Annotated in this window: 9 protein-coding genes and 1 pseudogene; 5 read left to right on the forward strand and 5 right to left on the reverse strand. The window is 65.7% G+C overall.

The window, feature by feature from the left end; all coding sequences use genetic code 11:
- Window positions 1-252: 252 nt before the first annotated feature.
- Window positions 253-663: a hypothetical protein gene (locus M0P34_RS10935; RefSeq protein WP_291498980.1), complete on the reverse strand. Its 411-nt coding sequence runs from the start codon at window positions 661-663 to the stop codon at window positions 253-255.
- Between the two features lie 85 nt (window positions 664-748).
- Here M0P34_RS10935 and M0P34_RS10940 point away from each other — a divergent pair, with 85 nt between their 5' ends.
- The 3 genes from M0P34_RS10940 to M0P34_RS10950 are packed head-to-tail and all read left to right on the forward strand — an operon-like array spanning window position 749 to window position 3,232.
- Window positions 749-1,699, forward strand: a complete 951-nt coding sequence (locus tag M0P34_RS10940) for a ParB/RepB/Spo0J family partition protein (RefSeq protein ID WP_291498983.1) — start codon at window positions 749-751, stop codon at window positions 1,697-1,699.
- Window positions 1,700-1,740: 41 nt separating this feature from the next.
- Window positions 1,741-2,766 carry a D-glycero-beta-D-manno-heptose-7-phosphate kinase gene (rfaE1, locus tag M0P34_RS10945; protein ID WP_291498985.1) on the forward strand — a complete coding sequence of 342 codons (1,026 nt, stop codon included), beginning with the start codon at window positions 1,741-1,743 and terminating at the stop codon, window positions 2,764-2,766.
- Window positions 2,767-2,818: 52 nt separating this feature from the next.
- A complete protein-coding gene (locus tag M0P34_RS10950; RefSeq protein WP_291498987.1) occupies window positions 2,819-3,232 on the forward strand; it encodes a DnaJ family domain-containing protein in 414 nt (137 codons plus the stop codon).
- Here M0P34_RS10950 and M0P34_RS10955 read toward each other — a convergent pair.
- The gene (locus M0P34_RS10955) at window positions 3,229-3,450 is read right to left on the reverse strand and encodes a hypothetical protein (protein WP_291498989.1); all 222 of its coding nucleotides are present in this window, start codon (window positions 3,448-3,450) and stop codon (window positions 3,229-3,231) included. The genes M0P34_RS10950 and M0P34_RS10955 overlap by 4 nt on opposite strands.
- 250 nt (window positions 3,451-3,700) lie before the next feature.
- Here M0P34_RS10955 and M0P34_RS10960 point away from each other — a divergent pair, with 250 nt between their 5' ends.
- Window positions 3,701-4,228, forward strand: a complete 528-nt coding sequence (locus M0P34_RS10960) for a zinc ribbon domain-containing protein (protein WP_291498997.1) — start codon at window positions 3,701-3,703, stop codon at window positions 4,226-4,228.
- Here M0P34_RS10960 and M0P34_RS10965 read toward each other — a convergent pair.
- The 3 genes and pseudogenes from M0P34_RS10965 to M0P34_RS10975 form a co-directional block, all read right to left on the reverse strand.
- On the reverse strand, window positions 4,154-4,831 hold the full coding sequence (locus M0P34_RS10965) for a hypothetical protein (protein WP_291498992.1): 678 nt from the start codon (window positions 4,829-4,831) through the stop codon (window positions 4,154-4,156). The two genes, M0P34_RS10960 and M0P34_RS10965, sit on opposite strands and share 75 nt — an antisense overlap.
- A gap of 462 nt (window positions 4,832-5,293) precedes the next feature.
- A pseudogene (locus M0P34_RS10970) lies at window positions 5,294-5,752 on the reverse strand (transposase); the annotation flags it as partial.
- A 537-nt stretch (window positions 5,753-6,289) separates the two neighbouring features.
- A complete protein-coding gene (locus M0P34_RS10975) occupies window positions 6,290-7,984 on the reverse strand; it encodes a PAS domain-containing sensor histidine kinase (protein ID WP_291498993.1) in 1,695 nt (564 codons plus the stop codon).
- A gap of 291 nt (window positions 7,985-8,275) precedes the next feature.
- Here M0P34_RS10975 and M0P34_RS10980 point away from each other — a divergent pair, with 291 nt between their 5' ends.
- Window positions 8,276-8,401, forward strand: coding sequence for a hypothetical protein (locus M0P34_RS10980; protein WP_291498995.1), 126 nt, complete (start codon window positions 8,276-8,278; stop codon window positions 8,399-8,401).
- Window positions 8,402-8,592 lie beyond the last annotated feature (191 nt).

The raw sequence follows: 8,592 nt of genomic DNA on the forward strand, positions 1-8,592 counted from the left end.
GCCGGGCGGGACATACACCCGGGCCGGGCTGCCCAAGAACAAAAGAGGCCGCCCGTTTGCCCCACTCAGGCGGAGCAACAAAAAGGGCGGCGCCCGATTCGCCCCGGGCACGCAACCGGACAGCGCGGCACATTGGCTGCCCGGGGCATACCCGGGCAGGGACGGCGCCCAAGGCCAGACGGGACCCAAGCCCAGACGGGGCCCAAGGCCAGACGGGGCCCCAAGCCGCGCGGGCCGCGCGGGCCGCGCGGGTTATTCCGCGAAGGGGACGGTCTGGACCTTGACGCCGTCCTTGAAATGGCGCTTGGTAACCCGGGCACGGCAGCCCTGGCACTCGAAGCTGGCGAGCCCGCCGATGTTGCAGGCCTTGAGGCGGAACAGGCGCGGCTCGTCGGCCTGCCAGTCGGCGCTGTGGGCGCCGCAGTGCCCGCAGGTCACCGCGCGGTCAAGGGGGTAGGGCAGGTCCCAGTAGGCCAATAGGTCGCCCCAGTCGCCCAGGGGCTCGGGAAAAGCCTCCTCGGGAACCTGGTCCGGCTCGCCTGCGCCGCGCTGGAGGACGGGCAGCACCTCGGCCTGGACCTCGGCCCACAGGGCCGCGGAAATGAAGACGCCCACGGGCTGGCCCTGGTCGTCGTGCAGCATGGTATACGGACGTTGAAACACGGTTTTCCTCCTCGCAAGGGCCCGGGCGATCCGGGCGTCTGCGAACTTCGTAGTGGAATGTGAACGATTGTCAAGGAGAGCGCATATGTCGGCCAAGCGCGGTTTGGGTCGAGGGCTGGACGCCCTGTTGCAGGGCTTCGGCGAGGGCCTCGGTGCCCCGGAGATCGTCCAGGTTCCGGCGGGCAGGATCCGCCCCAACCCCAAGCAGCCCCGGCGCGACTTCGACGAAGCCGCCCTGGCGGAGCTGGCCGAGTCCATCCGGACCAACGGCGTGCTGCAACCCATCCTCGTCCGCCCCGTGGACGACCCGGACCACCTCTACGAGCTGGTGGCCGGGGAACGCCGTTGGCGCGCCTCGCAACTGGCCAACCTCGCCGAGCTCCCGGCCATCGTGCGGACCATGAGCGACGAGGAAAGCCTGGCCATCGCGCTCATCGAGAACCTCCAGCGCGAGGACCTGAACCCCATCGAAGAGGCCCTGGGCCTGCAACGGCTCCAGGAGGAGTTCGGCCTGACCCAGGAGCAAATGGCCGAAAAAGTCGGCAAAAGCCGCCCGGCCATCGCCAACATGCTGCGCCTGACCCAGCTCCCCGAGCCCATCCAGCGCGACATCCGCACCGGCGTCATGACCGCCGGGCACGGCCGCGCCCTGCTGGTGCTCACCGGCTCCGAAGACCAGGAGGCCATGCGCCAGCGCATCGTGGAGCGTGCCCTGTCCGTGCGCGAAGCCGAAGCCATGGCCGCCTACTGGAAGCGCACCGGCGTCCTGCCCGGCGAGGAGGGCGCGCAAAGGCCCGCAGGGCACCAGCCCGCCCGGGTGCGCAAAGGCCCGGGCCAGGCCCTGCCCGAGGCCCTGCGCGAAACCCTGGAAGACATCGAGGCCGTCATGGCCGTCCCCGCGGCCCTGCGCGGCGGGCTGGACAAGGGCCAGCTGGTGCTGCACTACTCCAGCCTCGATGAACTCAACGGCATCCTGCGCACCATCGGCGTGCCCCTGGTGGAATCCGCCACCCGGCGCCAGGACGCGGACGAATAACCCCGACCACGCGGCGCCCAAAGCGGCGCCAAGGGAGTGCCATGCTCGACAAGGGTCAACTGCTGGCCAACCTGCCCCGCCTGCGCGGCGCGCGCGTGCTCATCGTGGGCGACCTGGTCCTGGACCACTACGTCATCGGCTCCGTGGGCCGCATCTCGCCCGAAGCCCCGGTGCCCGTGGTCCATGTGCGCGAGGAACGCCATCTGCTGGGCGGGGCGGGCAACGTCGCCCGCAACGTGGTCAGCCTCGGGGGGGAGGCCGTGGTGGTGGGCGTCTGCGGCGACGACCCCGACGGGCGGCTCATGGGCCGCCTGCTCGAAGACAACGGCGTCGCCGCCCGCACCGTGTGCGATCCCGGGCGGCCAACCATCCGCAAGACGCGCATCGTGGCCCAGAACCAGCAGGTCGTGCGCGTGGACTACGAACAGACCCATGAGCTGGACCAGGACGCCGAAGACCGCATCTTCGACGCCCTGCGCGCCGAGGCGCCCGCCTGCGGCGTCGTGGTCGTCTCCGACTACGGCAAGGGCCTGGTCACCGCGCGCTTCATGGACCGCCTGCACGCCCTGCTGGCCCAGCTGCCCGCCCGGCCCAAGGTCTATGTGGACCCGAAGGTCCGCAACTTCGAGCTCTACAAGGGCGTGGACATCCTGACGCCCAACACCAAGGAGGCCGCCGAGGGCGCCGGGCTGCCCGTGGAGGACCGCACCTCCGTCCTGCGCGCCGGGGCGCGCATCTTCCGCAAGCTCGGCTGCGCCAACCTGCTCATCACCCTGGGGCCCGACGGCATGGCCCTGTTCGAAAGCCCCGACTCCGTGCTGCACATCCCGACCGCCGCGCGCAAGGTCTTCGATGTCACCGGCGCGGGAGACACCGTCATCGCCGCCCTCGCCCTGGGCACCGCGGCCGGGTTCGACCTCGCCCAGGCCTGCGCCGTGGCCAACATCGCAGCGGGCATCGTCGTCGGCGAGGTCGGCACCGCCGCCGCCACCCTCGAACAGGTGGAACACAATCTGCGCGCCGAGAACACCATCCCCCTCGAACGCTGGTTCGGCCCCGGCGACTGACCGCGGGCAAAACCCGGGAACAAAGACCCCACAAGGGCTGATAACCAAAACCATGACCCCGTCCGCAGACATCCTCGGCGCCATCGCCCTGGTGGCCGAAAACAGGATCCAGGCCGCCTACGACGAGGGCGCCTTCGACAATCTGCCCGGCAAAGGCCAGCCTCTGGCCCTTGAAGACGACTCCCACCTGCCGCCCGAACTGCGCATGGCCTACAAGATACTCAGGAACTCCGGGCACCTGGAGCCAGACCCCGGCATCCGGAACACCGCGCCCGCCCCCGCCCGGCCCGCCCTGGCCCTGCTCGAAAAGACCCCCGGCGCCAAGCCCTACATCGGCCCGCTAAGCCGCCTGCACGTCCTCGCCGCCCGCCTGCGCAGCGGCCGCCTCGAACAGGCCCTCGCCGCCCTGCCCGACTACAGCCGCCGCATCCTGGCCAGGCTGGGGCTCCCCGCCGACCAGCACTAGCAAAACGCGGAAACGGGGAACCGGAACAGGGGGAAGGGCGTGAGGGGGAATTCCCTGCGCCCCAGGGGGTGGATCTTCTGGAGCCTGGAGCCCTGCCTGAGCAGGTGCGGCCAGTAGAGCACCACCACGTGGGAGAAGCCCTCGATGCCGTCGAGCATGGGCTCGTGCTCGGGGGCCAGCACGATGTCGCATTGCATGGCCTGGATGCGCCGATGCAAGGCCCGGGCCTCGTCCAGGCACTGGTCAAGGTTCAGGCCGTCGTCGTCGGCCAGCAGGGTCGGCGTCTTCAGTTCGCTTCGGACCGTACCGATGGGCCGGATGTCGACGAGCGCTCCCTGTGAGAGGTGGCTTCAAGACCACGGTACTGGGCGGCGGCGGGAATGTCAGCCGACGCGGCGGGATGAAGAAAAAACCCGTGTCTTGATCTGGATCAATGCCCGGGGCCCGGGTTTCGCCTGTGGTGCGACCATGCCCTTGTACGAATACCGATGCCGCGACTGCGGCCAGTGCTTCGAGGAGTTGGTCTCGTCGGCCGCCGCGCGGGAGAATTCCCCGGAATGCCCCGCCTGCCGGAGCACGGACACCAAGCGGCTGCTATCCGCCTTTTCCCCCCGTCGTCCGGTGCGGGACCCCTTCCGGGCCGCGCCCCTTCGACGGGCGGGTCCTGCGGCAGCGGCGGCTTCACCTGAGCCCCATGACCCGTCCGCCCCGGTCCGGGGCAAACCATCGTCTTTCCATCCCACCACCCCATCCCCGGAGGCCTCCGCAAGGGGGGCTCGCTTTTTCCGAGGGTACGCCACGAAACAACGAGGCCCCGCAGTGATGCGGGGCCTCTATCGTTGTCGAATCAGGGGGAGAAACGGGATGGGCATGGCGGCCCATTATCTTGGTTGGTTTATCTTCTGCTGTGGCGCGTGCTATTTACTCGGTACAATATTTATGGATGTCATTGTTATATCTTTCCACCAATTCTTGACAGTATTTTATGTCTTTTAAAGACTGATTGTAAAGTTTGCACATATTTTTATCGCCTTTTTTGCAATCTGGCTCATACCAACCTTTCTCTTTCTCGAAATGAACCAAGTCCTCCTGAATATTCTTCAGCTTTCTTTTAAACTTCTCACATTGTTCCTTGTTTCCACTTGATGCCGAGCCACCCTGTACCGAATCGTCGGGCAAGCGTTCATACGTGACGTTATCTGACCACGGCCTGGACTCGATGGAAATGGATGGCTCCACCAAGGCGGCGTCCTTGACTAAAAAATACATGACTTTCTTCTCGTGTGGAGCAACAGGAACATTCTTGGTGACCCTGGTTCCGTTCGCACCCCATTTCCATGTGAAGGTGAACAGCCGCTTCTCATCGGAAATATTTTCATAGCCATACCACAATTCATGGGCCTTGGCGGCTTCATTATAATCGCCGAGCATGGCGCAATGGCGATATCCGTCCAACGGAAACGAACCCCAATACTCCTCAGTGCAATATTCATCGGAATATGACGAGGCAGGAAAGAACAAAAGGCTAAACATTAAGGCTAATACGCCGCACAACATTATCTGAGCGTTTTTGTAGGACAAACCGGCGCTGCAAGCCATGACAAAAACCTCCATGTTGTATGCTTGATCTGCTTGATATAACAACAAATATGCCGGGAAAAGTCTGTAAAAACACTAGCAGTGAGAGTATATACCAAAGAACAGGATAAAAGCAATGACCTACCCCCATCCAATTAGGCCAGTTGACCAGAGCAGTTGCAAGGTAAGCTTTTTTCTCCAGATGATAACCCAAAGTAAATGAATCATTTTTGATCAAAGATACTTCAGGGTTTCATTTTTGGCTACATTTTTTCAAAAACTACAAAAGCACCCTCGGCCACGAGAATTTTGGTCAAAATGACGTTCAAAACTCGAAATACAGCTGCCCGAGTCGAAAAGCATCGCGCTGAAACCACAGTGACTGGATGTTCAGTTTTAAGCTGACAGACCCCAAGACTGAGAGTTCGGAGTTTTTCAGTAAGCGCACATTTTTGACCTCTTACAATATTCCATATCCTGTCATCACGCCAACTCTTCTGCGGCAAGATACTGCGGCAACAAGCTTCTTCTTTCGCCATCCGACTTCATGCCCGGTAGTCTTTCAAAAAGGAAATGCAGATACCGCAGCGGTTCCAGCCCATTGGCCTTCGCCGTCTCGACCAGGCTGTATAAGGCAGCGCCTGCCGCAGGACCTCTGGGTGAGCCGGAGAAAAGCCAGTTCTTCCGACCGACCGCAAAAGGGCGGATGGCATTCTCGGCCAGCTTGTTATCCGGCAGCAAGATGCCGTCTTCAAGATACGTTTCAACCCGTTCCCACGGCCCCAAGGCATAAGAGATAGCGCGACCAAGTAGGCTTTTGGGCGGCGTGGTCTGTCCCCGGTCCAGAAGCAACGCCTTGATGGTGCCCATGATTTGACGGGACTGGTCCTGACGCATGGCCAGGATGCGATCCGCTTCAAAGCCCGCTTGTCGGGCCTGTTTCGATGGGGTGCTGCTGTAAGAAGGGGTTCATTGAGCGCTTACGGAAGGGCAGCGCAGGCCAGGCGGCCCCGCAGGACAGGCCCGCCGGAAGCATGGCCGCCCCCCCGGCGGCGGACACGCCCCGAGCGGGGTGCGGCCTGCGGCGCGGCATCGGCAATTCAGGAAAAAAGCCCGGGCGGCCGCGAAAGGGCCGCCCCCTGCGAACGGGCAGCAGCGGCCTGGGCGGCCTGCCATGTACGGCGCGCGGCGTCGCCCCACTGCGAACGGGCAGCAGCGGCCCGGCAGGACGGCCACGCCCTCGCGGGGCGCATCGCCCCCCTGTGCGCGGGCAGCAGGGCGGGAAGCGCACACCCCGCAGCCCGTTCGAGCCGCTCCCCGTGCCCGCGCACAGGGCGCCCCATGCTTCCGGCTGCACCCGAAGCCCTTGGCGCCGGGAACAGGCCCCGCCCGGCCCCCGCCCAGCGCATCGGCCTGCGCCTGCGCGCCCATCTGCGCGCCGACCTGCGCTTTCGCCCCGCCCCTCGTCCGCCGCGCGGGCTATTTGGTCTCCGTGGGGGCCTGGGGGGGCAGGGTTATGTCGAAGCTGGTGCCCTTGCCGGGCTCGCTGGCCACGGTGATGGTGCCGCCGAGTTTTTGGATGATGCCGTGGCAGATGGACAGGCCCAGGCCGGTGCCCTTGCCGGGCAGCTTGGTGGTGAAGAAGGGGTCGAATATCTTTTCGATATTTTCCTTGGGGATGCCGATGCCGGTGTCGCTGACGGAAAAGCGCACGCCGCCGGGTTCCAGGTCGCTTTTGGCCGTGCGCACGGTGATGGTGCCGCCGTGGGGGATGGCGTCGATGGCGTTGTTGACGAGATTCAGGAGCACCTGGCGCAGCTGGGAGGGCTCGCTGTGGATGATGGGCAGGTTCTGTTCGAGCTCCTTGGCGATCTGGATATTGTCGAGGCTGGCGTCGCGCTCACGCATGCCGACCACGTCGTCCACCAGGGAGTTCACGTCCACGTCGCGGATGGAGGCGTCCATCTTGCGCGCGAAGCTCAGCAGCTTGTGGGTTATCTCCTTGCAGCGCCCGGCCTGGACGACGATCTCGCGCAGCGAGTCGCGGATTTCGCCCATTTCGGGGAGCTGGCTCATGGCCTCGCGCTTGAGCAGGTCCTGAATCCAGCCCGCCTCCTCGCCGATGATGGCCAGGGGGTTGTTGATCTCGTGGGCGATGCCCGCGGAGAGCTGGCCGATGGCGGCGAGCTTTTGGGACTGGATCATCTTGTCGTCGAAGGTGCGCTTTTCGGCGTCCAGGCGCTCCAGGCGGCGCAGCAGGGCGCGCAGGGCCCAGACGGCGCCCCCGCCGATGGCCAGCAGGCCAAGGGCAAAGGCGAGGCCGAAGGTGCGCAGCTTGGCGGCCCAGGCCTGGCGGGCCTCGCGGGCCTCCTGCTGCACCACCAGGGCCCACTGGGGCTTGGACTTGAGGGGGGCGGCGGCCAGGAGCAGCTCCTCGCCCTGGCGGGTGAGGCTGGTGACTCCGAGCCGTGCGGCGTCGACGGCCCGGGCCACCTCCTGGTCCACAGGGTGGAGCATGTTGCCGTAGGACATGGAGCGGGTTTGCAGCACACCGCCGGGCCCAAGGAGGAAGACCTCGCCGGTTCGTCCGAAGCGTTCGCCGTCGAGCAGCGCGCTGAACTGGAAGGAATTGACGGCGGCGCGCAGCACCCAGGTCCGGCCGCCGCTCTGGCGGCGCACGGCAATGGCGAAGTGGGGGGCGTTGCGGTAGCCGAGGAAGACATCGCTGACGACACGGCCGTTGGCCATGACTTCCTTGAACCAGGGCTCGCCGGCGTAGTCGCGGCTTTGGAGGTCGTGGGGGCCGGCGTAGGCCAGGTGGCGGCCGTTCTCATCCAGCACGCCCATGTCCTCGAACAGGTGGTCCATGTTGCGGTTGACGGTGCCCAGGATGTTTTCCAGGGCCTGCGGGCGCTGGAGCTCTTCCAGGGAATGCATGTCGGCGGTGAGGGCCACGGTCCGGGCGAGGTCGGCCAGGGAAAGGTCCACCAGGGTGGAATATTTGTGCGAGAGCAGCCGGAAGGATTCCGCCGAGCGGGTTTGCATTTCGCGGTCCATGTCGCGCAGGGCGTAGGCGAAGGCCACGAGGCCGACGAGCACAGCGGGCAGGGTCGCGTAGAGCAGTACGGAAAGGAGGAAGAGCTTTCTTTTCCTGTTCAGGACGTGGTCGGGCATGGGCGGACCTCCTGCGCGGGCCGTTGGCCGGGCGCGGTGGCTGCGGCGGCGCCGCGCAGCGCGCGCGGGGCCAAAGGGGTCGGGGGAAAGAGGGGTGGGTGTTGCGCGCTGCGCCGCGCCCCGGGGGTCGCAACGGTGTCGAAGGCCGTCATGCGTTCTCCGCGGCTCTGGGGCCGGGGGTGGTGGACTGTGCCACAGGAGCCTCACTCCATCAGGACGTAGACCAGGCTGGCCAGTCCGTTGAGCGCCGCCAGGGCGGCGATGCTCGCGGGCCAGAACCACCACTTCTTCATGAACGGCGGGTTCCAGGCGTTTTTTCCCCTGGGCAGGTGGTGCATGGCCCTGACCGGCCTGGGGGCGGACCTGGCGGCGTCGTTTTGCGGTGTCGCGTTCATGGCGGCCTTCCTTGTGGTCTAGCGGGCGGCGGGCGTCTTGTCCACGGTCTGTTCCAGGCGTTTTGCGGCGGCCGGGGCGCGCCCCGGCCGCCGCGCGGGGCTAGAAGCGGATGCTTTTCTCCAGGCGGTCGAGCTGGGCGCGCTCCTCGGCCTTGCGCAGGCGCTCCTCGCGCTGGCGCTTGAGCTCCACGGCCTGGACGAGCTTTTCGCGCA

This window comes from Desulfocurvus sp., assembly GCF_023230885.1.
GTDB lineage: Bacteria > Desulfobacterota > Desulfovibrionia > Desulfovibrionales > Desulfovibrionaceae > Desulfocurvus.

Coding starts and splice junctions, on each gene's coding strand:
- M0P34_RS10940 (WP_291498983.1), top strand. CDS start 749: ATGTCGGCCAAGCGCGGTTTGGGTCGAGGGCTGGACGCCCTGTTGCAG.
- rfaE1 (WP_291498985.1), top strand. CDS start 1,741: ATGCTCGACAAGGGTCAACTGCTGGCCAACCTGCCCCGCCTGCGCGGC.
- M0P34_RS10950 (WP_291498987.1), top strand. CDS start 2,819: ATGACCCCGTCCGCAGACATCCTCGGCGCCATCGCCCTGGTGGCCGAA.
- M0P34_RS10960 (WP_291498997.1), top strand. CDS start 3,701: ATGCCCTTGTACGAATACCGATGCCGCGACTGCGGCCAGTGCTTCGAG.
- M0P34_RS10965 (WP_291498992.1), bottom strand. CDS start 4,831: ATGGCTTGCAGCGCCGGTTTGTCCTACAAAAACGCTCAGATAATGTTG.
- M0P34_RS10975 (WP_291498993.1), bottom strand. CDS start 7,984: ATGCCCGACCACGTCCTGAACAGGAAAAGAAAGCTCTTCCTCCTTTCC.
- M0P34_RS10980 (WP_291498995.1), top strand. CDS start 8,276: ATGAACGGCGGGTTCCAGGCGTTTTTTCCCCTGGGCAGGTGGTGCATG.